The following is a 25,292-nucleotide window of genomic DNA, read 5'->3' on the forward strand; positions in this document are numbered from 1 at the left end:
ACACATGGCGACAATCGCGGAAGCCCTGGCCATCGCCTTCGACCATCACGAGTCCGGCCGTCTGGCCGAGGCCGAGATCCTCTATGGCCGCATCCTCGACGCCGATCCCCATCAGGCGACCGCGCTGCATCTGCTGGGCGTGCTCTACGGCCAGACGGACCGGCCGAAACTGGCGGCGGCGCTGTTCGTCGGCGCGATCGGTCTGGTCCCCGACAACCCGGGCCTGCGCTACGACCTCGCCCGCGTCCGGCTGATTCTGGAGGATGGGGAGGGTGCGGTGGCCGCCCTGCGGCGGACGTTGGCGCTCCAGCCCGACCACGCGGCGGCGCTGTTCCAGCTCGCCCTGGCCTGCCGCGGCGTCGGGCGGCACGACGAGTCGCTGCTGGCGCTGGAACGGCTCCTGACGCTCCAGCCCGACAGCCTGGAGGCGCGCTACCTCGCCGATCGGGCGGTGGCGCGGGAGGGCCGGGCGCTTCTGGAGCGGGGGGAGATCGGGCGGGCGGTGGCGCGGCTCACCCGCCCGGTGGCGGAGGCGGTGGGCGTGCCGCTCCTCTCCGCCCACGCCGCCGCCCTCTACCGCGACGGGCGGGCGGTGGAGGCCGCCCGGCTGCTGCGCGGGATTCTCGCCGTCCTGCCGGCGGAGGCCCTGGCGCTGTGGAACCTGTCGCTGGGCCGGCTCGACGGCGGCGTCGAAGGCGGCGACGCGGCGGCGGCGGAGCGGCTGGCCCGCCGCGCCCGCGCCCTGGCCCCGCAGGAGGCGGAGGCCCACGCCAAGCTGGGGCTGGCGCTGGCCGCCCAGGGCCGGCGGGCGGAGGCGGCGTTGGCCGCGCGCGCGGCGCTGGCCTGCGATCCGGCGCACGCGCCGTCCCTGTCCAACCTTGGCGCGCTGATTGTCCAGAAGGATTGCGGGCAGGCCCTGCGGCTGGCCGACCGGGCGCTGCGGCTGGCCCCCGATCTGGGCGAGGCCTGGGTCGTCCGCGGCGACGCCCTGGTGCATCTCGACCGCCCGCGGGACGCGGAGGCGGCCTTCCGCGGCGCGCTCCGCGCGGCGCCGCAACTGGTCGTCGCCCATTGGAATCTGTCCCATCTGCTGCTGCGGCTGGGCGATTACGCCGCCGGCTGGGCGGAGTACGAGTGGCGCTGGCGGAGCGAGGCCCTGGCCGGGCAGCGCCGGCCCTTCCGCCAGCCGCTGTGGGACGGCTCGGACCTGACGGGGCGGACCATCCTGATTCACGCCGAACAGGGGCTGGGCGACACCATCCAGTTCGTCCGCTTCCTCGACGCGGTTCTGCGGGCCGGACCGGCGCGCGTCTATCTGGAGGCGCACGGCCCGCTGCTGTCCCTGCTGGAGGGCAACACCAACCCGGGGCGGGTGACGGTGATCCCGCGGGCGCCCGACTTTCCGGGGGTGGGCGGCCTGCCCGGCACCGACGTCCAGATCCCGCTGATGAGCTTGGCCCGCCTGTTCTGTCCGAGCCTGGAGTCGATTCCCGCCCGCGTGCCCTATCTGCACCCCGATCCGCAACGCGCCGCCGCCTGGTCTGAGCGGCTGGCGGGCGAACGGCTGGCGGACGGGCAACCGACGGGTGGGCCGGGGCTGCGGGTCGGGCTGGTCTGGGCGGGCAACCCGTCCTTCCACGGCGACGCCCAGCGCTCGCCCCGGCTGGCCGGGCTGCGGCCGGTGCTGGAGGTGGCGGGCGTGCGTTTCTTCGCGCTGCAGAAGGGGCCGGGGCGGGAGGATCTGGAGGGGATGGACCTGCCGTCCTCCTTCACCGACCTGGGGCCGGACATCGCCGACGTCGCCGACACCGCGGCGATCATGGCCAACCTCGACCTCGTCATCTCCTCATGCACCGGTCCGGCCCATCTGGCCGGGGCGCTGGGGGTGCCGGTGTGGGTCGTGCTCCCGCACCCGCCGGACTGGCGCTGGCTGATGGAACGGGACGACAGCCCCTGGTACCCCACCGCCCGGCTGTTCCGCCAGACCCGGAGCGGCGACTGGTCCGGCCCGGCGGAGGCGGTGGCGCGGGCCTTGCGGAGGCTGGTGGACGGTTTGGGGGGCTGAAGGCGCCCCTTGCGTCAACCGGCGCTTCCCACCATCCTCCTTGCCATCATGCCCGAACTTCCCGAAGTCGAAACCGTCTGCCGCGGCCTCGCCCCCCATCTGGAGGGGCGGACCCTGGTCCAGGTGCTCCAGCGCCGCGCCAACCTGCGCGTTCCCTTTCCGGACGGCTTCTGCGAGCGGCTGACCGGCCGCCGCGTCGAGTCGGTGCGCCGCCGCGCCAAGTACATCCTGGTCCATCTCGACGACGGGACGGTGCTGATCGCCCATCTCGGCATGTCGGGCCGCATGATCATCACGCCGGAGCGTCCCGACGCCTGGGGCGCCCACGACCATGTCGTGCTGGAGACCGACGCCGGAACGGTGGTGACCTTCAACGACGCCCGCCGCTTCGGCCTGATGGACCTCGCCATGGCGGAGACCCTCGCCGAGCATCGGCTGCTGCGCGGCCTCGGGCCGGAGCCGCTGGGCAACGAATTCTCCGGACCGGTGCTGGCCACGCGGCTGGCCGGGCGGATGACCAGCATCAAGGCCGCCCTGCTGGACCAGAGCGTGGTCGCCGGGCTCGGCAACATCTACGTGTCGGAGGCGCTGTTCCTCGCCCGCCTCAGCCCCACGCGCATCGCCGCCACGGTGACCGGCGCCAAGGCGGAGCGGCTGGCCACGGCGATCCGCGCGGTGCTGGAGCGGGCCATCGCCGCGGGGGGATCGTCCTTGCGCGACTACCGGCAGGCGTCGGGGGAACTCGGCTATTTCCAGCACCAGTTCTCGGTCTACGACCGCGAGGGCGCGCCCTGCCCGGGCTGCAGCTGCGACGTGGCGAAGACCGGGGGCGTCCGCCGGATCGTCCAGGCGGGCCGTTCGACTTTCTATTGTCCGCAACGCCAGCGTTGATATAGGTGGAAGGTATGACGGCTCCATCGGCCACCGCGAGGGCGACGCTCGCCGCCCTCCTCCTCGCCGGCCCCGCCCTTGCGGGTCTGGCCGGGGTTCCTTTGCCCGCAACCTCGTCGGCCTGGGCGGCAGACCCCGCCCGTGCCGACTCCGCCCGTGCCGATTCTGCCCGTTACGTCGAAGGCATGGGAGACGTGCCGGTCATGCCGGGCCTCGCCCCCGCCGAGGAGGCGCCGCTGGTCTTCGACAAGCCCGCCGGACGCATCGCGCAGTCCGTCATGGCGGGCGCCATGGACCGCAACGCGGTCCTGTCCTTCTACAACCAGACCATGCCGCAGCTCGGCTGGAGCCGCGCCCCGCAACGGGCGGGCGGCAGCGCCAGCTTCCTGCGGGAGGGCGAGGAGCTGCGCCTGGAATTCGTCGAGCCGGCCCGCGCCGCCGTCTCCGCCGCGAAGGCGGCGGCCACGGTGGTCCGCTTCTCGCTGATTCCGCGCTGACCCTCCAAAAAGAGACCAAGAGCAAACCAGAAGCACCCCCGCCCGGAGCGAGGGGGCAAACCACGGGAGCCTGCTGCATCATGCCGTACGAAACCATTCTCGTCGAAACCCGCGGACCGGTCGGGCTCGTCACGCTGAACCGGCCCAAGGCGCTGAACGCGCTGTCCGACCTGCTGGTGACCGAGCTGGGCCAGGCGCTGGACGCGCTGGAGGCCGACGACTCCGTCGGCGCCATCGTGGTCACGGGTTCGGAGAAGGCCTTCGCCGCCGGCGCCGACATCAAGGAGATGCAGAACTTCTCCTACATGGACGTCTACAAGGCCAACTTCATCACCGCCAAGTGGGAGCGGCTGGCCAAGTGCCGCAAGCCGACCATCGCCGCGGTCGCCGGCTACGCGCTGGGCGGCGGCTGCGAGCTGGCGATGATGGCCGACTTCATCCTGGCCGCCGACACCGCCAAGTTCGGCCAGCCGGAGATCACCATCGGCACCATCCCCGGCGCCGGCGGCACGCAGCGCCTGACCCGCTTCGTCGGCAAGTCCAAGGCCATGGAGATGTGCCTGACCGGCCGCCTGATGGACGCCGCCGAGGCCGAGCGCGCCGGCCTCGTCAGCCGCGTCGTGCCCGCGGTGGATCTGGTGGACGAGGCGGTGCGGGTCGCCGAGAAGATCGCCAAGCTCTCGCGCCCGGTCGTCATGATGGCCAAGGACGCCGTCAACGCCGCCTACGAGACCACCATGTCCGAGGGCATCCGGGTCGAGCGCCGAATCTTCCACGCCACGTTCGCCGTCGAAGACCAGAAGGAAGGCATGGCCGCCTTCGCCGAGAAGCGTCAGCCGGATTGGAAGCATCGCTGACATCCCCCAACTCCTCCCCCGTATCTAGCGGGGGAGGACCAGAAATCCGTCAAGATCTCGTAATCTTTCCTTTGCCGAAAAACAGTGTTGGACGGTGCCTTGACTCTCATTCGGCTGGAGCGTATAAGGCCCCCTCGCACTGGGACAGGCGTGTCGTCCGGAGTAGGGTTTTCATGGCCAATCATAAGTCTGCTGAAAAGCGCATTCGTCAAACCGCGCGTCGTACGGAGATCAACCGTAACCGCGTCAGCCGTATCCGCACCTTCGTGAAGAAGGTCGAGACGGCGATCTCGTCCGGCAACAAGGCTGAAGCCGCTGAGGCTTTCAAGGCCGCGCAGCCGGAAATGATGCGTGGAGCCTCCAAGGGCGTTCTGCACAAGAACACCGTGTCGCGCAAGCTGTCGCGCCTGTCGGCCCGCATCAAGGCTCTCTGAGTTTACTCGGCGTTATAAAGCCGCGCACCAGGTCTGGGCGCGGCTTTTTGCGTTTTTGATAAGTACAGTCTCCGTTCTTTCCGAGTCCTCCGGCAGAACTCCGGTGGGGCAGGGGATCGCGGCTGTTGGATGGCGAGTCGCCTCCAGTGGTCCTGGTCTTTGGTGAAGACAGGGGCGGGTTTCGGAATCGCTGCGTGATTTTTGCCGCAGTCCGGACCGTTCGCTTTCTGTCCTATTGCCACGGCGAGGGCGGCTGATTAGACTTTCCTTCCGTTGGGAATGACGCACCGATGTCGTCTTTGACGTCACGCGCCGTTCGCTGAGGGACGGAGACGTTCAAAGCCGCGGGCAAGGTTGCGGGACGCTCAAGAAGCTCGACTCGACCCGTTGCTCCTGGAGCGATGCTTTTCTTAAAACTCGACGTGGCAAAGGCGGAGTCCAACTTCGCCGAAGGGATAGTATTGCCGTCCAGTTGGGAGGCATCCACCGTTGGAGTCTTCAGGAGAGGAACGTTTTGAAGGCAGGACGCCTAAGTTAAAGGACTTGCGTTAAGCGGTCCGGGTTCGGTCGGGCGGGATGGTGCCCCCTGCGGCGCGGGGCCGTCCGGGGGGAAAGGAGCGGGGTAGGGGAAGCATGTCGGTCGGCGCGTCGTTGGATCAGCAGTGGGCCCGCATCCGGGGCCGCCTCAAGGACGAGGTGGGCGAGATCGCCTACCGCAGCTGGCTGCAGCCGCTTTCCTTCGCCGGAATCCGCGGCGGGGAGGTGCGCATCGTCGTGCCCACCCGCTTCATGCGCGACTGGGTGCTGACCCACTACGCCGACCGCATCCGCAACCTGTGGGCCGGCGAGAATCCGGACGTCCTGTCCATCGACGTCGTGGTCGCCTCGGCCAACGCCCCATCCATGCTGATGCCGGAGGAGGACGCGGGCGAGCCGTTGCGCGATCCCGCTCCGGCCGACGGTGCCGGCGGCGGCCCGGTTCCCCCGCCGCCCGCCCCGCGGGCCGCGGCGCTCAACCAGTCCGCGTCCTATGGTGCCGCCTCCTACGGGGCCAATTCCTACATCGGCTCGTCCTATTCGGCGGGGCCGCCCTCCTTCGCGTCGGACGAGTCGCCCACGGCGGTCGCCTCGGTGCTGGAGGACCGGACCGACATCTCGGCGCCGCTGGACCCCCGCTTCACCTTCGAGAATTTCGTGGTGGGCAAGCCGAACGAGCTGGCCCACGCCGCCGCCCGGCGCGTCGCCGACGCCACCTCGGTCACCTTCAACCCGCTGTTCCTCTACGGCGGGGTCGGGCTGGGCAAGACGCACCTGATGCACGCCATCGCCTGGCAGATCCGGCGGAACGATCCGAACCGCAAGGTGATCTACCTGTCGGCGGAAAAGTTCATGTACCAGTTCATCCGTGCGTTGCGCTTCAAGGACACCATGGCCTTCAAGCAGCAGTTCCGCTCGGTGGACGTGCTGATGATCGACGACGTGCAGTTCATCAGCGGCAAGGACAGCACCCAGGAAGAGTTCTTCCACACCTTCAACGCGCTGGTGGACCAGAACCGTCAGGTCATCATCTCCGCCGACAAGAGCCCGTCCGACCTGGAAGGCATGGAGGAGCGGCTGCGCTCCCGCCTCGGCTGGGGCCTCGTCGCCGACATCCACCCGACCACCTACGAGCTGCGGCTGGGCATCCTGCAAGCCAAGGCGGACGCGCTGAACGCGGCCATCCCGCTGAAAGTGCTGGAGTTCCTCGCCCACAAGATCACGTCCAACGTGCGCGAGCTGGAAGGGGCGTTGAACCGCATCGTCGCCCACGCCGAGCTGGTCGGCCGGGCCATCTCGCTGGAATCGACGCAGGAGGTGCTGCACGACCTGCTGCGCGCCAACGACCGCCGCGTCACCATCGACGAGATCCAGAAGCGGGTGGCGGAGCATTTCAACATCCGCGTCGCCGACATGCATTCGGCCCGCCGCGCCCGCGCCGTGGCCCGCCCGCGGCAGGTCGCCATGTACCTCGCCAAGCAGCTCACCGCCCGCTCCCTGCCGGAGATCGGGCGCAAATTCGGCGGGCGCGACCACACCACCGTGATGCACGCGGTGAAGAAGGTGGAGGAGCTGCGCACCACCGACCCCGCCTTCGCCGAGGACGTCGAGCTTCTCCGCCGCATGCTGGAGAGCTGAGCGGGCCGTTACAGGTCGATGAAGTTTGCGCCCACTCCCGCTTGAGCCATGGACGGCGCCCGGATATCGCGGCACAGTTGCCGCTGCGGCGGAGTCCGGCAGGACCGGCCCCGCGGCCGGCCCCGCGATGGGCACAGCCAGCATGAATTCGGGCCAATAAGAAAAGGGGAGAGCAGGTGCCATGACCAAGGTTCCGGAAACCACCAGCCTGGAACAGCGCTCCAGCGCCGAGACGCAGCGCGCGGCCAAGGGCTTCACCCGCCGCCTGCTGCTCCAGGGGACCGCCGCCGCCGCGGGCGTCTCCGCGGTCGGCCCCTTCATCCTGCGCGAGGGCCGCGCCGCGTCGGGCAGCGTCAAGATCTTCTCCTGGGCCGGCTACATCAGCCCGGACATGTTGGCCGACTTCGAGAAGAAGACCGGCATCAAGGCCACCCTGACCGAATACGGCACCAACGACGAGCTGCTGAACCAGCTCAAGGCCACCGGCGGCGCCGGCTTCGACATCATCCACCCGACGGTGGACCGCGTGCCGAACTACGTGGAGTTCGAACTGGTCCAGTCGCTGGACGAGTCGAAGGTCAAATGGGACGGCTGCCTGAAGTCGGCGGTCGAGGGCTCCGCCGCCATGGGCGGCGTGGTCGGCGGCAAGCGCTTCTTCGCCCCCGCCGACTGGGGGACCGAGGCCATCGCCTATGATCAGGCCAAGGCGCCGCTGACCTACGGCACCGCCAGCTACGGCGACCTGTGGAAGCCGGAGCACGCCGGCAAGGTGACGGTGCGCGGCCATTCCGGCCTGATCGGCATCGGCCTGTGGCTGGAAGGCCAGGGCAAGCTGCCCCACCCGATCCGCGAGCAGTTCAAGGACGAGGCGAAGGCGCGCGCCAACTTCGACGCGATCCTTCAGGTCGCCGCCGCCAACAAGAAGGCCATCGGCCAGTTCTGGTCGAATGAGAACGAGGCCCAGGGCGCCTTCCGCACCAACGGCTGCGTCATCGGCCAGACCTGGGATTCGTCCGCGGTCGCCCTGCGCAAGGAAGGGCTGCCGATCCGCTTCCTGGCGCCGAAGGAAGGCGCGCTGGCCTGGATGGAAGGCTTCGCGATTCCGGCCAAGGCGGCGAACCTGGAGCAGGCCTATGCCTGGATCAACTGGTTCTACACGCCGGAGGCGGGCGCCCTCTACACCAACCATTCCGGCATCTCCAGCACGGCGGTCGGGGCGGAGGCGCATCTGTCCGACCTGAACAAGCAGTTCTTCGCCGACGCCTATCCGGGCGACGCGCTGCAGAAGCTGTGGTGGTGGCCGATCCAGGAGGCTTGGTACGTCTCCATCCGCAACGAGTACCAGGACCGCTTCCTGGCGGCGTGAGTGCGACCCTCTCCCGTCCCGATTGTCCCCTCTCCCCCCTGGGGAGAGGGTTAGGGTGAGGGGGTTGTGCATGGCGCCACGTCCGGCACGAGCGCAACCCCCTCACCGGCCCTCCGGGCCACCCTCTCCCCGGAGGGGAGAGGGTTAAAGGCGGCGGCCCAACCGGGGATTTCCAGCATTCCAATCAGGTGCCTATGAGTCAGGACGTCCAGCTCGAGTCCGTCACCATGCGGTTCGGTTCCGTCACCGCCGTCCGCGACGTGTCGCTGACGGTCGGGGCGGGGGAATTCTTCAGCTTCCTCGGCCCGTCGGGCTGCGGGAAGACCACCATCCTGCGCATGGTCTCCGGCTTCATGGAGCCGACGGAGGGCGCCATCCGCATCGGCGGGCGGGACATGCGCGGCATCGGCCCGAACAGGCGGCCGACCGCGCTGATCTTCCAGAATCTCGCCCTGTTCCCGCTGATGACGGTGGCTGAGAACATCGGCTTCGGGCTGGAGGTGCGCGGCGTGCCCTCGGCGGAGCGCCAGGGGCGGGTGCGCAAGCTGCTCGACCTCGTGGCCCTGCCGGACGCCGCGGAAAAGAAGGTGACGGAGCTGTCGGGCGGCCAGCGCCAGCGCATCGCCATCGCCCGCGCGCTGGCCGTGGAGCCCGCCGTCCTGCTTCTGGACGAGCCGCTGTCGGCGCTGGACCTGAAGCTGCGCCAGCACATGCGCGCCGAGCTGCGCGACCTGCAGAAGCGGACCGGCGTGACCTTCATCTACATCACCCACGACCAGGGCGAGGCGCTGACCATGTCCGACCGGATCGGCGTGATGTCCAGGGGCGTGCTGGAGCAGGTGGGCGACGGCCGGGCCATCTACGACCACCCGGAAACCGCCTTCGTCGCGTCCTTCGTGGGTGAGAACAACCGCTTTGCCGGCACCGTCGCCGAGTCGGCGGGGGGCATGGCCGTTCTGGACACGCCCCGCGGCCGTCTGGTCGGGCGCAACCCGCGCCGCCTGTCGCCCGGTGACCGCGCCACCCTGTTCGTCCGGCCGGAGCGCATGGCGGCGGGGGCGGGGGCGGAAAACGCGCTGGAGGCGCGGGTCACCCACCGGGATTTCGAGGGCGCCTTCATAAACGCCTTCCTGGAGGGCGGCATCACCGTCCAGGTGCCGCATCTCGGCGACGAGCCGCCGCTGACCCCCGGCGAACCCGCCCGCATCGCCTTCCGGGCCGAGGACGCCGTGGTGCTGCCGGACGCGCCGGCGTAACGCCGCTCAGCGACCTACCGGGACAACCGCGCGGAAGGGCACCTTCTCGAAATCGCTGACCAGCGCGTCCAGCCGCACCGCCCAGGCCCCGGCCACCGGCAGGGTAATGCCGTCCGCCGCGTAGACGCCGGGCGCCAGCTTGGGCAGGGGGCGGGTGATGCCCTCGATCCCGGCGGCGGGCAGGGCCAGCTCCGCCGACACCTCCAGCGCGTCGAGCGGCGCGCCGTCCGGTCCCGTCAGGCGCATCTCGACGCGGTTCGCTCCCGGCGTCGCCGGGGTCACCGTCACGATGGCGGTGCGCCCGCGCGCCACGACCGCGGTGCTGAAGCCCGCCGGCTTCTCGGCGAAGACCGGCGGGGCCTGGGTGCGCGGCGGGGGGGTGGTGCCCAACCCGGCGGTGAACAGGATGACCAGCCCCGCCACCACCATCTCGGTGTGGACGCTGGCGCGCAGCCGGACCGCTCCCTCGGCGCCCATGGTCTCCAGCCGTGGGGTCAGCCGCCAGCGGTTGACGGCGGCCAGCGCCAGCAGGGCCAGCGCGCAGACGATCTTGCCGGTCCAGATCTGCCCATAGGCGGTGGTCAGGATGGTGCGCGGGTCGGCGATCTGCAGGACGCTCAGCCCCGCCCCGGCGAGCAGAAGCACGCCCACCGCCGGAACCGCGATGGCGGAGAAGCGCCGGACCAGCCGCAGCGACTCGGCCGGCGGCTCCGTCCGCAGCAGCACGGCCAGCGGCCAGAAGCCGCCGATCCAGAAAGCCACCGCCAGACCGTGCAAAGCGACCAGCGGCACGCTGAGCCAGCGTGGCTCCGCGGTCGCGGCGTGGCCGGTGGCGGCCAGCGCCAGCGCCGCCCCGACCGCCCCAATGACCAGCAGCACGCGACCCGCCGTTCCCCTCTCCTCCAGCGCCAGCCCCAGCGCGGCGGCGATCAGGCTGAGCAGGGCGAGAAGGGCGCTCGGCCCCGCCGTGCTGGTCAGGCCGGCGGTCCAGGGCGAGGCGCTGGCCAGGGCGGACAGCGGCGCCCCTTCCAGCACCGCCCCGGCCAGCCCGGCGTTCAGCACCGCCACCAGCGCGGCGACGCCGACGCCCAGGCACAGGCCGGGGCGCAGGCGGCGGTTCAGCGGACTCCACCGCCCCGCCACCAGCACCAGGAACAGCCCGCCACCCACCGCGGCGAGCAGGCTTCCGTAATGGAGCGCCCGGACCGCGGCGGCGGCCAGCAGCGTGGCCGGCGGCGTCGCGCCGCCCAGTTCTACAGGTCGTTCCGGTTCCGCACCGATCCCGAACAGGAGCGATCCGGCGACCGGGTGACCGTCCGCCGAGCTGACGCGGTAGCTGAGGATGTGGGTCCCCACCGCCAGCCCGCCGGGCAGCGGGACGCGCAGCGCCCCGTCCCCGGCGGCCGGGGCGGGCAGGGGAAGGGTCACCCCGCCGGGACCGATCAGCGTCACCGACACCGGCCGAACCGGCTCGTTGAAGCGCAGCACGGCCTCGGCGGGCGGGCTGTCGAGACGCGCCCCGTCCTCCGGGGCGCTCTCGACCAGCACGGCATGCGCCAGGGCCGGCGCGGACAGGGACAGCAGCATCAGGGCGGCGATCCACCCCACGACCAGCCGGCGCATGCGTTTTTCCTTTTCTTACGGCTTGGCGGTCAGGGTGACGCCGGGGGCCGGCTCCTTGTAATCGTGGTCGGTCTTGCCCGGTTCCGGGATCTCGATCCAGCGGTGCACGCCCGTCTCGCATTCCTGCACCACGGGAAAATAGACCACGGTGCCGGGCGCGGCGTCCGGCAGGCGGGCGCGGAAGACGAACTCGTCGTAATGGGCGTCGGGCAGCGAGCCGCCGGTCCAGGCGATCTCGGTGACGCCCTTGCTCAGCGACTCGCCGTAGTAATCATAGGCCTTGGCGTATTGGCCCTCCTTCGTCGTCAGGGTCCAGCCGGGCTTGGGCATCGGCTTCACCGCTATGACGCCCTCCGGGATCTGCACGCGCAGGGCGACGGTGGGGGAATTGCCGCAGCCATGGCCGACGCGCAGCACGCCCTTGTAGGTGCTGGCGGCGGGGGCCTGCTTGGTCTCCAGCGTGGTGTGGGCGAGGGCGGCGGAACCGGGAAGAAGACCGGGCAGGCAGGCGAGGACGGCGGTGGCCAGCAGGGCGCCGCGGGTGTTGCGGATCATGGGAACTCTCCGGTGTGTGCGCAGGCGCCGGATGGGGCCGCAAGGCCTTGGTTCCGACCGACGGCGTTTCCGTTTCCGCAGCGGCCCCCACCCCGGCCCTCCCCCGCTCCGCGGGAGAGGGTGCCTTGCGCGAAGCAGCGGTAGTCCCCTCCCCTGCGAAGCGGGGGAGGGTCAGGGTGGGGGCAACCGTCAGCGACGACGGGGAGACGGAAGGAGAAAGCGGTCGCGTGTCGGAAAAGGCCGTTCAGCCGCAGGTCCGCGCCTGTGAATGCGTGTGTCTGCGAGGGAACTCGGTCAGACACCCACCGGAGGCGCCCGGGCGGAGAAGGCGCGCGGGGCGCGGCCGGCCCCGGCCTCGTCGTCCGCGGGCCGCGGAACGGCGGCCAGCACGATCCCGGCCGGCGGCAGCGGGGCCGGCGCCACGGCCGGACCCAGCAGGGACCCGCCGCCCAGCGACAGGCAGATCGGGCAATAGGTGACGTGGCCCGGCGTGCCGTCCGGAACCGGGCCATGGTCGGAGTGCTGTGTGGCGGAGACGTCGGGCGCGGCGCCGGAATGGCAGATCGAGCCGGCCATGGCGAACGGCACCGACTCCGCCAGGACCTTGGCCAGCGGCGCCGGGACGTGGGTGGCCATGACCAGGGCGTGGAAGACCAGCACCAGCGCGGCGACCCACGCTGTGGCTTCCCTCATCACCCCGGATGTCCGCCATGCACGCATGCCCCCACTATGGGCACAGTCCAAGCCTCGAAAAAAGGCAATAAAGTTGTGGTTATTGGACGGGACATGGCCTCGCTTGCGCTCCGGCCTGCGGTCGTGAGAGGCTTTCGATCCTAGAATCTCGGCGGGTTGGGGGAGTGGTCATGGGCGGCGTGCTGCGCCGGTACGGTCCGGTGTTGACCGCGGCGATCCTGCTGGCGGTGGCCGCGTGGCTGCTGCTGCTGGTCGTGCTGCCGCAATTGCTGATGGTGGATTTCTCCTTCCGCCCGTCGCTGCCGCCCAGCAAGGCCGGCGGGCCGGAGGACGTCTACACGCTGCGCAACTACGCGACGCTGTGGACCAACCAGATCCATCTGGCGATCTTCCTGAAGACGATCTGGGCGAGCAGCCTCGTCACCGCCGTCACGCTGGCGGTCTGCTACCCCGTCGCCTTCTACATGGCGCAGGTGGCGCCGCGGCGGCGCCTGCCGCTGCTCGTGTTGATGCTCGTCGTGCCCTTCTGGATCAACGAGCTGCTGCGCACCTTCGCCTGGTACATCATCCTGGCCTTCAACGGGCCGCTGAACGCGCTGCTGGTCGGGCTCGGCCTTTTCTCGGAGCCGCAGCGGCTGCTCGGCGGCGACGTGGGTGTGATCGTCGGGATGGTCTACGTCTACATCCTCTTCATGGTGTTCCCGATCATGAACGCCATGGAGTCGCTGGACCGCAACCAGATCGAGGCGGCGCGCGATCTGGGGGCCGGCTGGCTGCGCATCCACCGCCGCATCGTCATCCCCCACGCCAAGCCGGGCATCGCCGTCGGCTGCATCATGACCTTCATGCTGGCGGCGGGCAGCTACGCCGTGCCGGCCCTGCTCGGCGGACCGCAGAGCCGCTGGTTCACCGAGGTCATCTACAACTGGTTCTTCGAGGGCGGGAACTGGAACCAGGGGGCGGCCTACGCCTTCATCCTGCTGATCCTGTGCGTCGCCTTCATCCTGCTGATGATGCGGCTGTTCCGCGTCGGCCTCACCGACATCGCCAAGTGACGGGTATCGCGACATGACCGCCGCCACTTTCCGCCGCTGGGTCACCGGGGCTTATCTGGTCCTGTTCTTCGGCTATCTGTTCCTGCCGCTGGGGATCATGGCGGCGGCGACCTTCAACAGCAGCCGCTTCCCGACCGTCACCCCCTGGATGGGCTTCACGCTGCAATGGTTCGGCGCCCTGTGGGCCGACCAGCGCATGTGGCAGGCGCTGGGGACCAGCCTGCTGGTCGGGGCGGGGGTGATCACGGTGGCGGTGCCGCTGGGCTTGGCGGCGGCGCTGCTGCTCGACCGGCTGCACAGCCGGGCGCGGACCTTCCTCTACGCCGTGATGGTGTCGCCGCTGCTGACGCCGGGGGTGATCGTCGGCATCTCCACGCTGGTCTTCTGGCGGGAGTGGTTCGGGGTGACCGGCGGCCTGTTCCTGACCATCCTGGCGCAGTCCAGCTTCATCGCGGCCTACGCGATGCTGCTGTTCCTGGCGCGGCTGCAACGGTTCGATCAGACGCTGGAGGAGGCGGCGCTGGATCTGGGCGCCACCCACGGGCAGGTGTTCCGGCGGATCACACTGCCCTATCTGACGCCGGCCATCCTGTCGGCGTCCTTCCTGGCCTTCCTGCAGAGCTTCGAGAACTACAACACGACGCTGTTCGTCCGTGGGCTGGACACCACGCTGACGGTCTACATCGCCTCGAAGGTGCGCACGGGCCTGACGCCCGCGGTCAACGCGCTGTCGCTGATCCTGATCGCGCTGACCATCCTGGGCGCCGTCGTCTACGAAATCCTGCGCCGGCGCGAAGCGCGCCGGCAGCCGGACCCCGCGTGACGGCGGCAGACCTTATTCTTCGCTCTCGTCCGCGTCAGCCTCGATCTGGGCGGCCAGATCGCGCAGCATGTCGATGACGTCCTCGTGGCTGGTCTCGTCCACGGCGGTGTTCACGGCGGCCTCAATCATCGCGACGGCGATGTAGGGGCCGAGAACCCCGCCTTCCTTGATCGCCGCCTCGAGATGCTTCTCGGCGACCGACAGGGCCTTCTCGAAGAGGGCCTCGGCCGTCTGGTTGGTGCTGTCCTTGCTCATCTTGCGGTCCGTTGCGGGTGTTATGGTGCGACTCCTATAACACCGCCCCGCCCGGGTTGGCGCGGCAAATCGGGACGGTGCGGGGAATGACCGTCATGCCCGGGCTTGCCCCGGCCCGCGCCACCGGCCACATTCGGCCCGAACCATCATCCGACAGGCGACCATGACCGATCCGACCCGCCCCGACCTCTACCGTTTCTGGATCACGGAGCATGTGCGCTTCGCCGACCTCGACGCGCTCGGCCACGTTAACAACAACGCCATCGGCGTGTATTTCGAGCAGCTGCGCGTGTCGCTGGTCCATGACTGCGGCGGTTTCCGCGGCGAGTCGCCTTGGACCGTCGTGCTGGCGCGCAGCGTCATCGACTACAAGGCGGAACTGCTGTTCCCGGCGGACATCCGCGTCGGCGCGCGGGTGGCGAAGGTCGGCAACACCTCCGTGGTGTTGGGGGCCGCGATCTTCGACGGCGACCGCTGCATCGCCGTGCAGGAGGCCGTTTGCGTCATCGTCGACAAGGACAGCCACCGCCCGACCCCGGTGCCGGCCGACCTGCGCGACGCCCTGTCCCGCTACGCGTGAGGACGCCGTGCCGCCCCTGTCCCTCGACCGCCGCACCCTGCTGACCGGTTCCGCCCTGCTGGCCGGGGCCGGCCTGCTGCCACACGCGGCCTGGGCGGCGATGGCGGCGGCGATGGGGGCGGCGGTGGGGGAGGGGACGGCGGTCAGCCTGTCGGCCGTTCCGGCCCGTGCCAATCTGGCGGGGGCGGGCTTTCCCGACACGGCGGTCTGGGCCTATGACGGGCGGGTTCCGGGGCCGGAGCTGCGCTTCCGCCAGGGCGACACGGCGCGCATCGCCTTCGCCAACGGCCTGCCGGAGCCGACGAGCATCCACTGGCACGGCCTGCGCGTCCCCAACGCCATGGACGGGGTGCCCGGCCTGTCGCAACCGCCGGTGCCGGCGGGCGGGCGGTTCGACTACGAGTTCCCGCTGAAGGATGCCGGCACCTTCTGGTACCACCCGCACGTCAACAGCGGGGTGCAGGTGGCCCACGGCCTGACCGGCGCCTTCATCGTGGAGGAACGGGAGCCGATCCGCGTTGACCGCGACCTGCTCTGGCTGCTCGGCGACTGGCGCCTGACGAATGAGGCGGAACTGGCCGGCGGTTTCGGCCATCCCATGGACGCCACCCACGCCGGGCGCATCGGCAACACCGTCACCATCAACGGTGCGGTGCGGGACAGCGTGCCGGTCCGCGCCGGGGAGCGCGTCCGCCTGCGCCTGATCAACGCGGCGAACGCCCGCGTCTTCGCGCTCGACTTCCAGGGGCACGCGCCGCGGGTGATCGCGCTCGACGGCCAGCCGGTGACGCCGCACGCCCCGCCGGACGGCAGGGTGGTGCTGGCGCCCGGCCAGCGCGCCGACCTCGTGATCGACATGGAAGGCCGACCGGGGGAGGGCTTCGACGTGGTCGACGGCTTCTACCCGCGCATGGCCTACCGGCTGACCCGCCTGACCTACGGCGACGAGGCGCCCCTGCGCGACTCGCCGCTGGACGCCCCGATCGCGCTGGCCGCCAACCCGCTGCCGGAGCCCGATCTCGCCGGCGCCGTCCGCCAGGACGTGGTGCTGGACGGCGGGATGCACGGCGCCATGCCGAAGACCGCCGGGCCGCGCGGCCCCTTCTGGGCGCTGAACGGCGTCGCGGCCATGGAGCATCATCATCTGGAGCCGCTCATCACCGTCAAACGCGGTCAAACGCAGGTGACGGCCTTTGTCAACGAGACCGGCTGGTGGCACCCCATGCACCTGCACGGCTTTCCCTTCCGCGTCCTCTCGCGCAACGGCCGGCCGGCCGAACACCGCGAATGGCGCGACACCGTCCTGCTCGGCCCCCGTGAGACGGCCGAGATCGCCTTCGTGGCCGAAGAGGCCGGCGACTGGATGCTCCATTGCCATGTTCTGGAGCATCAGGAGACCGGCATGATGGCCGTCCTGAGAGTGACCGCGTGAAACGACCCGCCCCCAAACACCGCCCTTCCCCCCGCGGCAGCGAACCGCGCACCGCCCCCCGTGTCGCCCCGCAGGTTGCCGAGGTGACCGTCACCGAGGTCGGCGCCCGTGGCGACGGCATCGCCAGCTTCGACGATGCCAAGCTCTTCGTGCCGCTGACCGTTCCCGGCGACCGCGTGCGGGTGGCCGTGAAGGAAGCCGCCAACGCCAAGGGAGACGGCCTGCGCGCCGACCTGCTGGAGATCCTGGAGCCCGGCCCCGGACGCGCCGCGCCGCCCTGTTCCCATTTCGGAACCTGCGGCGGCTGCACGCTCCAGCATATGGAGGACGCCGCCTACGCCGCCTGGAAGGTCGGGCTGGTGCAGGGCGCGCTGGCCCGCGTCGGGCTGGGCGACACGCCCCTGGAGCCGCTGTCGCGGACGCCGCCGGCCGCGCGCCGCCGCGCCCGTTTCGCCGCGCTGAAGCGGGGGCGCCGCGTCTGGCTCGGCTTCAACGAGCGGATGAGCCACCGGCTGACCGATCTGGCGGAGTGTCCGGTGCTGCGGCCCGGCCTGTTCGCGCTCGTGGAGCCGTTGCGCGGGCTGCTGCTGTCGGTTCTGCCGGACGGCGGCGGCTGCGACGTGAACGCCACCGAGCTGGAGGGCGGGATCGACCTCGTGCTGGTCGGCCCGCGCAGCCTGGACCGTGCGGCGCGGGAACGGCTGGTGGCCTTCGGCGAGGCGGAGCGGGTGGCGCGCATCTCCTGGCAGGCCGATGAGCGTGGCACATCGGAACCCATCGCCCACCGCCGTCCGCTGGCGGTGTCCTTCGCCGGACTGCCGGTCACCCCGCCGCCCGGCGCCTTCCTCCAGGCGAGCGCCGAGGGGGAGGCCGCCCTGGTCGCCGCCGTCCTCGCCACCATCGGGGAGCCGAAGCGGGTGGCCGACCTGTTCGCCGGGCTGGGCACCTTCGCGGTCCCGCTGGCCCAGCGGGCGGCGGTCCATGCGGTGGAGGGGGACGCCCCGGCGCTGGCCGCGCTGAACAAGGCGGCCGGGTCGCTGCGCCTGACCACGGAGCGGCGCGACCTGTTCGAGAATCCGCTGACGGCGAAGGAACTGGCCCGGTTCGACGCGGTGGTCTTCGACCCGCCGCGCGCCGGTGCCGCCGCCCAGGCGCAGGCCTTGGCCGGCTCGAAGGTGCCCCGCGTGGTGGCGGTGTCCTGCAACCCCGCGACCTTCGCCCGCGACGCCCGGACGCTGGTGGACGGCGGCTACGTGTTGAGCCGCGTTTACCCCGTGGACCAGTTCCTGTGGTCGGCCCACGTCGAGGTCGTCGGGGTGTTCAGCCGCCCGTAGCGGCCGCGAGGGGAACGGGGCACCACGAAGGCACGACGATCATCGCCATCGTCGCGCCCTCGTGGCGAGTCGCCCTCAGTCCAGCTGCATCACGATGGCCTTGAGATAGGCCGACTCGGGCAGATGCGGGTGCACCGGATGGTCCGGCCCGGCCCCGGCGCTGCGCAGGATGCGCCCGGTCCGCCCGGCGTCGTGCAGGCCGCGGGCGACCTGTTCGGCGAAGGTCGGCGGGTCGACGTTGTGGCTGCACGACGCGCAGAGCAGGAAGCCGCCCGGCGCGGTGATCTTCGCGGCCAGACGGGTCATCTTGCGGTAGGCGCGGCAGCCGACGGCGAGGTCCTTCTTGGACTTCACGAAGGCCGGCGGGTCGGCGATGACGACCTCGAACGTCTCGCCCTCGGCGTTCAGCCGTTCCAGCTCGTTGAAGGCGTCGGCGCGGCGCGCCTCGAAGCGGTCGGCCACACCGTTGGCCTCGGCGGCGCGGGTGGCGTTGTCCAGCGCCCCCTGCGAGCGGTCGACCGACACCACCGACGACGCGCCCTCGACGGCGCAGAGCACGCCGAAGCCGCCGTTGTAGCTGAAGAAATCGATGGCCCGCTTGCCCTTCGCCAGCTTGGCGATGAAGGCGCGGTTGTCGCGCTGGTCGTAGAACCAGCCGGTCTTCTGACCGCCCAGCGGGTCGGCGAAGAAGGTGGCGCCGTTCTCCTCCAACCGGATCGGGCCGTCGATCTCGCCCTTCACCAGCCGGCTTTCCTCGGGCAGCCCCTCCAGCGCGCGCTGGGTGCTGTCGTTGCGCAGGATGACCGCGCGCGGGGCCAGCACCTCGTCGATGGCGGCCAGGATGGCGTCGATCCGCTGGTCCATGAAGACGCTGTTGGCCTGCACCGTCACCACGTCGCCATAGCGGTCCACGATCAGCCCCGGCAGCCCGTCGGCCTCCGCGTGCACGACGCGGTAGTAGGGCCGGTCGAACAGCGCCTCGCGCATCGCCACCGCGCGCCGCAGCCGCCCGGCGAGGAAGTCGTGGTCGACCACCGTCGCCGGGTCGCCGGAGAGCATCCGCGCGGCGATCAGCGTGTGCGGGTTGAAGGTGGCGATGCCCAGCGGTTTTCCGCCGGGGTCCAGCAGGCGCACCGGGCTGCCCGCCGGGATGGCCTTGGCCGCCGTGTCCATCTGGACTTCGTTGGAATAGACCCAGGGGTGGCCGTGCAGGACGCGCCGCTGGCGGCCGGCCTGCAGATGGATCGCCCGGTATTTGACGGGGGTGGTGGGGGTGTCGGTCATGATGGCCGCATCCTAGCCGCTCGCGCCCGCCGAGCAAACGGTCACGTCGCCGGAGTCGTGGGAAACGGAGTCGTGGGAAACGGGGCCGGGATTCGCGGGATAGGGCGGGGCGCCGGCCCGTTCCGGTGGGACTTACGGGATGCCGTGCGGGCTTTCCGCCTGCGACCGATGCGCGCGGTTGTCGTTGGCGCCGTCCATCGCCTTGCACAGCCGCAAGGTTTCCGTGCGGTGCCCGTCCTGGTGAAAGCAGGTCAGCAGCGACCCGCGCGACCCGGTCTCCCCGGCCAGCAATTCCGGCAGGGAGGTGTGGATCGCCGTGCATCCGTGGCCGCGCGCCAGCCCGTCCATCGAGCGCAGCAAAGTCTCCGCGGGGCCGCTCATGTCGAACAGATCGAGCACGACGAAATTCTCCACCGCCAGAATTCGGCCGTGGCGAAGATGCTCCGCAATAGCGTATGAGAAAAGTCCATGGAGGTACCCCCGTGCGTTCTGCACGGTCATGATGCCCGACGGCGTCGCGGGGGTATCAACCGGCCCGATAAGTGCTGCGGCAAATGCGCGCCATTGCTCCACCGGCAAGTCCGGGAAGATGGCCCGCACCAGCGGATAGGCCTGGTCGATCTGACGCTGACCGAGAGGTTTCGCGATGAAGCTTTCGTCCATGCCCGTCCGACCGCGTGAAGGACGGTGAACGATGGCAGGCACCGGTAAGACCGGTCGTTGACGTAGATCAATGTTGCAAGGTCCACCCCTACACATATTGGGATTATTGGAGGCAGGCGCAACCGGCGTCCGCATAAGAAGTGCATCGTATGTGAACCTGCCCCCCTCCTTAACAGTACGTACCCAGCGGTGGTGCAACCTCAGAGGGAGCGGCCCGAGCCGCCCGGGGCAAACGGGAGAGATTGAATGACATCAGCGACTCTGACGCCAGGGGCCGCCCTGGGCAGCCAGCGGGTGTCGGAAAATGTGCGTTACTACGAAGACGCCGTCCGACTCTTCGTCATCGCTGCAGTGTTCTGGGGCGTCGTCGGCTTCCTCGCCGGCGTCTTCATCGCGCTGCAGCTCGCTTTTCCGGCGCTGAATCTCGGCCTTGAGTGGACGAGCTTCGGGCGCCTGCGGCCGGTCCACACGTCGGCCGTGATCTTCGCGTTCGGCGGCAACGTCCTGTTCGCCACCTCGCTCTACTCCGTGCAGCGCACCAGCCGCCAGTTCCTGTTCGGCGGTGAAGGCCTCACGAAGTTCGTCTTCTGGAACTACAACATCTTCATCGTCCTGGCGGCGCTGAGCTACGTGCTCGGCTACACCCAGGGCAAGGAGTATGCGGAGCCGGAGTGGATCCTCGACCTCTACCTGACGGTCATCTGGGTCCTCTACGCCATCCAGTTCGTCGGCACGGTGATGACCCGCAAGGAGTCGCACATCTACGTCGCCAACTGGTTCTTCATGGCGTTCATCCTGACCGTCGCGATCCTCCACATCGGCAACAACGTCAACGTCCCGGTGTCGCTGACCGGGATGAAGTCCTACCCGTTCGTCTCGGGCGTGCAGAGCGCCATGGTGCAGTGGTGGTACGGCCACAACGCGGTCGGCTTCTTCCTGACCGCCGGCTTCCTCGGCATCATGTACTACTTCGTTCCGAAGCGCGCGGAGCGGCCGGTCTATTCGTACCGCCTGTCGATCGTGCACTTCTGGACGCTGATCTTCCTCTACATCTGGGCCGGCCCGCACCACCTGCACTACACGGCCCTGCCGGACTGGGCGCAGACGCTGGGCATGACCTTCTCGGTCATGCTGTGGATGCCGTCCTGGGGTGGCATGATCAACGGCATCATGACCCTGTCGGGTGCCTGGGACAAGCTGCGCACCGATCCGGTCCTGCGCTTCCTCGTGACGTCGGTGGCCTTCTACGGCATGTCGACCTTCGAGGGCCCGCTGATGTCGGTGAAGCCGGTCAACGCCCTGTCGCACTACACCGACTGGACGATCGGCCACGTGCACTCCGGTGCGCTCGGCTGGGTGGCCTTCATCTCCTTCGGCGCGATCTACTATCTGGTCCCGGTCCTGTGGAAGCGCTCGCAGCTCTACAGCCTGCGTCTGGTCAGCTACCACTTCTGGACCGCCACCATCGGCATCGTGCTCTACATCACCGCCATGTGGGTGTCGGGCATCATGCAGGGCCTGATGTGGCGCGCCTACGACAACCTCGGCTTCCTCCAGTACTCGTTCGTCGAGACGGTCGCGGCCATGCATCCCTTCTACGTGATCCGTGCTCTGGGCGGCGTCCTGTTCCTGGCTGGTGCCCTGATCATGGTCTACAACCTGTGGCGCACGGCCAAGGGTGACGTCCGCATCGAGAAGCCCTATGCCTCCGCCCCGCACAAGGCGGCGGTCGGTGCGGCCTGACGCCGGAGGAACTGAGAAAATGGCTGAGCAAAAAAAGGGCTTTAGTCACGACACGATCGAGCGGAACACGCTTCTGCTCATCGTCCTGATCCTGATCACCGTGTCGATCGGCGGCCTCGTCCAGATCGTCCCGCTGTTCACGATCGAGTCGACGATCGAGAAGGTGGATGGGGTCCGTCCCTATTCGCCGCTCGAACTGGCTGGCCAGAACATCTACTTCCGCGAAGGCTGCTACAACTGCCACAGCCAGCAGATCCGTCCGTTCCGCGATGAGGTGGAGCGTTACGGTCACTACTCGCTGGCTGCGGAAAGCATGTACGACCATCCCTTCCAGTGGGGCTCCAAGCGCACCGGTCCGGACCTGGCCCGCGTGGGCGGCAAGTACTCCCACGACTGGCAGGTCGCCCATCTGGTCGATCCGCGCGCCGTGGTGCCGGAGTCGATCATGCCGGGCTACGCCTGGATGAAGGACCGTCCGCTGAAGTACACCGACATCCAGGATCACATGAAGACCCTGCGCATCGTCGGCGTCCCCTACACGGACGAGCAGATCGCCAGCGCCAAGGCCGACCTCGAAGCGCAGAAGAACCCGGACGCCGACACGGCCGGTCTGATGAAGCGCTACCCGAAGGCCGTCGTGGCCAACTTCACGGGCAACAAGGGCGTCACCGAAATGGACGCGCTGGTGGCCTACCTGCAGGTCCTGGGCACCATGGTGGACTTCACCAAGTACCAGTCGCCCAAGCAGCTCCAGCAGTAACCGGGAGGGATCCATGGACTTGGATTCGATCACTGTCGCCCTGCGGTCCTTCTGGACCGTCTGGCTGGCCCTGCTCTTCACCGGCATCGTGGTCTACGCCATGTGGCCAGGCAACCGGGGCAAGTTCGAAGACGCCTCCCGGATCCCGCTCAAGGAAGATGGTCAGGAGTTTTAGGCCATGGCACAGAAAGAAAAGGACGCCCTGTCCGGCGTCGAGACCACCGGCCACGAGTGGGACGGCCTGCGGGAGCTGAACAACCCCCTGCCCAAGTGGTGGCTGTACATCTTCTACGTCTGCATCGCGTGGTCCCTCGTCTACTACGTGCTCTACCCGGCCTGGCCGCTGGGCAAGAGCTACACGAAGGGCCTGCTCGGCTACTCGCAGCGCGAGGAGCTGGTGCAGAAGGTCGCCGACGGCAAGAAGGCCCAGGAAAAGTACCTGACGGCCATCGCGGCGACCTCCGTCGAGGACATCCAGAAGAACAAGGACCTCCTTGCCTTCGCGATGGCCGGCGGCCGCTCCTACTTCAACGAGAACTGCGCGGCCTGCCACGGCGCCGGCGGCCAGGGCGCCAAGGGCTTCCCGACGCTCGCCGACGACGTGTGGCTGTGGGGCGGCACCACCGCCGACATCTACAAGACCATCCAGCACGGCATCCGTGCGGATGACGGCGACACCCGCGGCACCGTCGGCATCGGCATGACCGCCTTCGGCCGGGACGGCATCCTGAACCGTGACCAGATCGGTCAGGTCGCCGAGTACATCCTGTCGCTGAACAAGCGGTCGACCGACGCCGCCGCCGCGGAGAAGGGCAAGACCGTCTACGACGAGAACTGCGCCGCCTGCCACGGCGAGAACGCGCAGGGCTCGCTCGCGGTCGGCATGGAGGTCGGCGCTCCGCCGCTCGTCACGGCCAACTGGCTGTATGGCGGCGACAAGGCTACGCTGGTCCAGACCATCACGAACGGCCGCGCCGGCGTGATGCCCGCCTGGTCGAAGCGTCTGGACGACGCGACGATCAAGTCGCTGGCCGTCTACGTGCACAACCTGGGCGGCGGCAAGTAAGCCGTCCAGACAGGAGGACCCGCCGGGGTGGGGGACGCCCCCCCGGCGGGTCCGCCGGACTTCGGTGCCGGGGAGGCGACTCCCCGGCATTTTCTTTGTCTGGTTCTTTGTCTGGGCATCTTTGCTCCGGCCCGCGACACGGGCGCGGGGGAGGGCGCAAGCACCCCGATTCCGCCCCCGAATCCTTTGATCCAGCGCAATGCCCCTGTGACGTTGTGCCGCCATAGTCCCTTCGCCACGGCCGAACCATGTCGGCTTGGCCAAGCCGCCCCAAGGGCGGACGCCAGACGAAGAAGGCGAGGTCATGAGCGCGACCACCGAACAGCCGCCACCGCGAAGCGATGTCTTGGAAGGCCCGGTCCCGTCTGCCGGGAATGCACCCGCTGCCCCGCCGAAGGCGCCGCGCCGCGCGTCGCGCTCCATGTACCAGAAGCACGCCAAGGTCTATCCCAAGGCGGTGCACGGCCCCTTCCGCAGCCTCAAGTGGGCGGCGCTGGCGGTTCTGCTGGCCATCTACTACGTGCTGCCCTGGGTCCGCTGGGACCGCGGGCCGAACGCCCCCGACCAGGCGGTGCTGCTCGACCTCGCCAACCGCCGCTTCTACCTGTTCTTCGTCGAGCTGTGGCCGCAGCAGATCTATTACCTGACCGGCGCGCTGATCCTGGCGGCGCTGGGCCTGTTCCTGGCGACCTCGCTGGCCGGCCGCGTCTGGTGCGGCTACGCCTGCCCGCAGACGGTGTGGACCGACCTCTATGTCTGGGTTGAACGGCTGGTCGAGGGCGACCGCGGCGAGCGCATCCGCCTCGACCAGGGCCCCTGGACCGCCCGGAAGGCCGGGCGCAAGGTGGTGAAGAACCTGATCTGGCTGCTGATCGCGCTGGCGACCGGCGGCGCCTGGATCTTCTACTTCACCGACGCCCCGACCCTGCTCGGCGAGATGCGGCGCTTCGAGGTGTCCTCGACCGCGCTCGGCTTCATCGGCCTGTTCACCGCCACCACCTATCTGCTGGCCGGTTTCGCGCGGGAGCAGGTTTGCACCTACATGTGCCCGTGGCCGCGCTTCCAGTCGGCGATGATCGACGAGGACAGCCTGATCGTCACCTACCAGGACTGGCGCGGCGAAGGCCGCAGCCTGCTGCGCAAGTCGCAGAGCTGGGAGGAGCGCAAGGCCGAGGGGTTGGGCGACTGCATCGACTGCTTCAACTGCGTCCAGGTCTGCCCCGCCGGCATCGACATCCGCGACGGGCTGCAGATGCAGTGCATCGGCTGCGGCCTGTGCATCGACGCCTGCGACGAGATCATGACCAAGGTCGGGCGCCCCACCGGCCTCATCACGTTCGACACCCAGACCAATCAGGTGGCCGTCGCCACCGGCGGGCAGCCGGTGCCCTACCGCCTGCTGCGCCCGCGCACGATCCTCTACACGCTGATGATGCTGGTCATCGCCGGCGGCATCGGGGTCGGGCTGCTGCTGAAGCCGGGGCTGGACATCAGCGTCCTGCGCGACCGCGCTCCGCTGTTCGTGGCGCTGTCTGACGGGTCGGTGCGCAACGCCTACACCTTCAAGATCTCCAACATGACCCGCGACCCGCGCGCCTACACGCTGGCGGTGTCCGGGGTGGCGGGGGCCAGCCTGTCGGTGGCCGGCGACGGCCAGGACGAGCAGGCCGGCACCCAGCGCCTGACCGCCGGGGCGGACATGGTGGCGACCTACAGAATTTTCGTGACCGCGCCGCGCACCGGTTTGCAAGGCACCTCCCAGCCCCTTACCTTCAGGCTTACCTCGGCCGATGGTGAGGTGGCGACCTATGACTCCGTCTTCATGGGGCCGGCCAACTGATCCCGACCGGCTCTTCGCGCTGCATTCACCAAAGGTCAAGACGAC

Annotated in this window: 24 protein-coding genes; 18 read left to right on the forward strand and 6 right to left on the reverse strand. The window is 69.6% G+C overall.

The annotated features are described in order from the left end of the window. The first annotated feature begins 4 nt into the window (after positions 1-4). The 8 genes from ACWPN5_RS01330 to ACWPN5_RS01365 all read left to right on the forward strand — a co-directional run bounded on the left by ACWPN5_RS01330 (position 5) and on the right by ACWPN5_RS01365 (position 9,541). Positions 5-2,065, forward strand: coding sequence for a tetratricopeptide repeat protein (locus ACWPN5_RS01330; protein WP_492293818.1), 2,061 nt, complete (start codon positions 5-7; stop codon positions 2,063-2,065). Between the two features lie 48 nt (positions 2,066-2,113). Continuing rightward, positions 2,114-2,956, forward strand: coding sequence for a bifunctional DNA-formamidopyrimidine glycosylase/DNA-(apurinic or apyrimidinic site) lyase (mutM, locus tag ACWPN5_RS01335; protein ID WP_200480084.1), 843 nt, complete (start codon positions 2,114-2,116; stop codon positions 2,954-2,956). 14 nt (positions 2,957-2,970) lie between these two features. Continuing rightward, positions 2,971-3,453, forward strand: coding sequence for a hypothetical protein (locus ACWPN5_RS01340; protein ID WP_145683001.1), 483 nt, complete (start codon positions 2,971-2,973; stop codon positions 3,451-3,453). A gap of 80 nt (positions 3,454-3,533) precedes the next feature. Then, the gene (locus ACWPN5_RS01345; RefSeq protein ID WP_014238815.1) at positions 3,534-4,310 is read left to right on the forward strand and encodes an enoyl-CoA hydratase; all 777 of its coding nucleotides are present in this window, start codon (positions 3,534-3,536) and stop codon (positions 4,308-4,310) included. Between the two features lie 173 nt (positions 4,311-4,483). Next, entirely contained in the window at positions 4,484-4,744 is a 261-nt protein-coding gene (gene rpsT / locus ACWPN5_RS01350; protein WP_014238814.1) for a 30S ribosomal protein S20, read from the forward strand. 633 nt (positions 4,745-5,377) lie between these two features. Further along, positions 5,378-6,919 carry a chromosomal replication initiator protein DnaA gene (gene dnaA, locus ACWPN5_RS01355; protein WP_492293820.1) on the forward strand — a complete coding sequence of 514 codons (1,542 nt, stop codon included), beginning with the start codon at positions 5,378-5,380 and terminating at the stop codon, positions 6,917-6,919. A 181-nt stretch (positions 6,920-7,100) separates the two neighbouring features. Next, positions 7,101-8,285, forward strand: coding sequence for an extracellular solute-binding protein (locus ACWPN5_RS01360; RefSeq protein ID WP_492293822.1), 1,185 nt, complete (start codon positions 7,101-7,103; stop codon positions 8,283-8,285). A 194-nt stretch (positions 8,286-8,479) separates the two neighbouring features. Next, positions 8,480-9,541: an ABC transporter ATP-binding protein gene (locus tag ACWPN5_RS01365; protein ID WP_492293824.1), complete on the forward strand. Its 1,062-nt coding sequence runs from the start codon at positions 8,480-8,482 to the stop codon at positions 9,539-9,541. A 6-nt stretch (positions 9,542-9,547) separates the two neighbouring features. Here ACWPN5_RS01365 and ACWPN5_RS01370 read toward each other — a convergent pair whose 3' ends face one another. The 3 genes from ACWPN5_RS01370 to ACWPN5_RS01380 all read right to left on the reverse strand — a co-directional run bounded on the left by ACWPN5_RS01370 (position 9,548) and on the right by ACWPN5_RS01380 (position 12,412). Then, entirely contained in the window at positions 9,548-11,164 is a 1,617-nt protein-coding gene (locus ACWPN5_RS01370) for a copper resistance CopC/CopD family protein (RefSeq protein ID WP_492293826.1), read from the reverse strand. A 15-nt stretch (positions 11,165-11,179) separates the two neighbouring features. Next, positions 11,180-11,719: a YcnI family copper-binding membrane protein gene (locus tag ACWPN5_RS01375; protein ID WP_492293828.1), complete on the reverse strand. Its 540-nt coding sequence runs from the start codon at positions 11,717-11,719 to the stop codon at positions 11,180-11,182. 294 nt (positions 11,720-12,013) lie between these two features. Further along, positions 12,014-12,412, reverse strand: a complete 399-nt coding sequence (locus ACWPN5_RS01380) for a DUF2946 family protein (protein ID WP_186466053.1) — start codon at positions 12,410-12,412, stop codon at positions 12,014-12,016. 170 nt (positions 12,413-12,582) lie between these two features. On the opposite strand from ACWPN5_RS01380, the gene ACWPN5_RS01385 reads away from it, so the two are divergent. Together ACWPN5_RS01385 and ACWPN5_RS01390 are read left to right on the forward strand one after the other, a co-directional pair. Continuing rightward, complete coding sequence (locus ACWPN5_RS01385; protein ID WP_492293831.1) at positions 12,583-13,467, forward strand: ABC transporter permease; 885 nt, start codon at positions 12,583-12,585, stop codon at positions 13,465-13,467. Positions 13,468-13,480: 13 nt separating this feature from the next. After that, a complete protein-coding gene (locus ACWPN5_RS01390) occupies positions 13,481-14,290 on the forward strand; it encodes an ABC transporter permease (RefSeq protein WP_145683017.1) in 810 nt (269 codons plus the stop codon). A gap of 12 nt (positions 14,291-14,302) precedes the next feature. On the opposite strand, the gene ACWPN5_RS01395 is transcribed toward ACWPN5_RS01390, so the two are convergent. Then, a complete protein-coding gene (locus tag ACWPN5_RS01395; protein WP_035670021.1) occupies positions 14,303-14,545 on the reverse strand; it encodes a hypothetical protein in 243 nt (80 codons plus the stop codon). A 163-nt stretch (positions 14,546-14,708) separates the two neighbouring features. On the opposite strand from ACWPN5_RS01395, the gene ACWPN5_RS01400 reads away from it, so the two are divergent. The 3 genes from ACWPN5_RS01400 to ACWPN5_RS01410 are packed head-to-tail and all read left to right on the forward strand — an operon-like array spanning position 14,709 to position 17,891. Continuing rightward, the gene (locus ACWPN5_RS01400; RefSeq protein ID WP_492293833.1) at positions 14,709-15,125 is read left to right on the forward strand and encodes an acyl-CoA thioesterase; all 417 of its coding nucleotides are present in this window, start codon (positions 14,709-14,711) and stop codon (positions 15,123-15,125) included. A gap of 7 nt (positions 15,126-15,132) precedes the next feature. Next, entirely contained in the window at positions 15,133-16,557 is a 1,425-nt protein-coding gene (locus ACWPN5_RS01405; protein WP_492293835.1) for a multicopper oxidase family protein, read from the forward strand. After that, positions 16,554-17,891: a class I SAM-dependent RNA methyltransferase gene (locus tag ACWPN5_RS01410; RefSeq protein ID WP_492293837.1), complete on the forward strand. Its 1,338-nt coding sequence runs from the start codon at positions 16,554-16,556 to the stop codon at positions 17,889-17,891. Before ACWPN5_RS01405 ends, ACWPN5_RS01410 begins: the two co-directional genes overlap by 4 nt. Before the next feature lie 75 nt (positions 17,892-17,966). Here ACWPN5_RS01410 and ACWPN5_RS01415 read toward each other — a convergent pair whose 3' ends face one another. After that, positions 17,967-19,175 (reverse strand): class I SAM-dependent rRNA methyltransferase, encoded by a 1,209-nt coding sequence (locus ACWPN5_RS01415; RefSeq protein WP_492293839.1) that lies wholly within the window; start codon positions 19,173-19,175, stop codon positions 17,967-17,969. A gap of 132 nt (positions 19,176-19,307) precedes the next feature. Continuing rightward, positions 19,308-19,838, reverse strand: a complete 531-nt coding sequence (locus ACWPN5_RS01420; RefSeq protein ID WP_492293841.1) for a hypothetical protein — start codon at positions 19,836-19,838, stop codon at positions 19,308-19,310. 246 nt (positions 19,839-20,084) lie between these two features. Here ACWPN5_RS01420 and ccoN point away from each other — a divergent pair, with 246 nt between their 5' ends. From ccoN to ccoG, 5 genes are all read left to right on the forward strand, one after another. Further along, on the forward strand, positions 20,085-21,581 hold the full coding sequence (gene ccoN, locus ACWPN5_RS01425; RefSeq protein ID WP_014238794.1) for a cytochrome-c oxidase, cbb3-type subunit I: 1,497 nt from the start codon (positions 20,085-20,087) through the stop codon (positions 21,579-21,581). A 19-nt stretch (positions 21,582-21,600) separates the two neighbouring features. Then, positions 21,601-22,341 carry a cytochrome-c oxidase, cbb3-type subunit II gene (ccoO, locus tag ACWPN5_RS01430; protein WP_145675884.1) on the forward strand — a complete coding sequence of 247 codons (741 nt, stop codon included), beginning with the start codon at positions 21,601-21,603 and terminating at the stop codon, positions 22,339-22,341. A 13-nt stretch (positions 22,342-22,354) separates the two neighbouring features. Then, positions 22,355-22,516 (forward strand): cbb3-type cytochrome c oxidase subunit 3, encoded by a 162-nt coding sequence (locus tag ACWPN5_RS01435; protein ID WP_014238792.1) that lies wholly within the window; start codon positions 22,355-22,357, stop codon positions 22,514-22,516. A 3-nt stretch (positions 22,517-22,519) separates the two neighbouring features. Next, positions 22,520-23,407: a cytochrome-c oxidase, cbb3-type subunit III gene (gene ccoP / locus ACWPN5_RS01440; RefSeq protein ID WP_035672924.1), complete on the forward strand. Its 888-nt coding sequence runs from the start codon at positions 22,520-22,522 to the stop codon at positions 23,405-23,407. A 304-nt stretch (positions 23,408-23,711) separates the two neighbouring features. Continuing rightward, positions 23,712-25,247, forward strand: a complete 1,536-nt coding sequence (gene ccoG / locus ACWPN5_RS01445) for a cytochrome c oxidase accessory protein CcoG (protein ID WP_492293844.1) — start codon at positions 23,712-23,714, stop codon at positions 25,245-25,247. The last annotated feature ends 45 nt before the right edge of the window (positions 25,248-25,292 follow it).

The organism is Azospirillum sp. UENF 211521, assembly GCF_058780535.1.